The organism is Paenibacillus sp. GbtcB18, assembly GCF_019091125.1.
In the GTDB taxonomy this organism is placed as follows: Bacteria; Bacillota; Bacilli; order Paenibacillales; family NBRC-103111; genus Paenibacillus_F; species Paenibacillus_F chitinolyticus.
This window is the reverse complement of sequence record NZ_JAGXJX010000354.1, coordinates 1-272: the sequence shown is the minus strand read 5'-3', so window position 1 is coordinate 272 and position 272 is coordinate 1. Positions and strand designations below refer to the sequence as shown.

General features: G+C 54.8%; 1 pseudogene. It reads left to right on the top strand.

The features are described from left to right. Positions 1 to 272: pseudogene (locus tag KVT34_RS30295) on the top strand (TetR/AcrR family transcriptional regulator); the annotation flags it as partial.

The following is a 272-nucleotide window of genomic DNA, read 5'->3' as shown; positions in this document are numbered from 1 at the left end:
AGAAGCTGAGCGCAATTTTGACGATTCTTCCCAAGGGGCTGCAGCTTGGCGACCATCGGCTGCTTTCGGACCTTAAGCGATTCGCTCCGGACGAATGGTTGAAAGTCGACAGGCTGCTTCAGGAAGAGTGGGGAACCGTCAGGGCGATTATTGAGGAGGGCGTTGCGGCCGGACAATTTCGGCCCGTTCATGTGCCGACGATCGTCCAACTGATGAAGGGAGCGTCCGTCTCCCTGTTTGACGCCGATTTTTTAATGAATACGGATTGTACG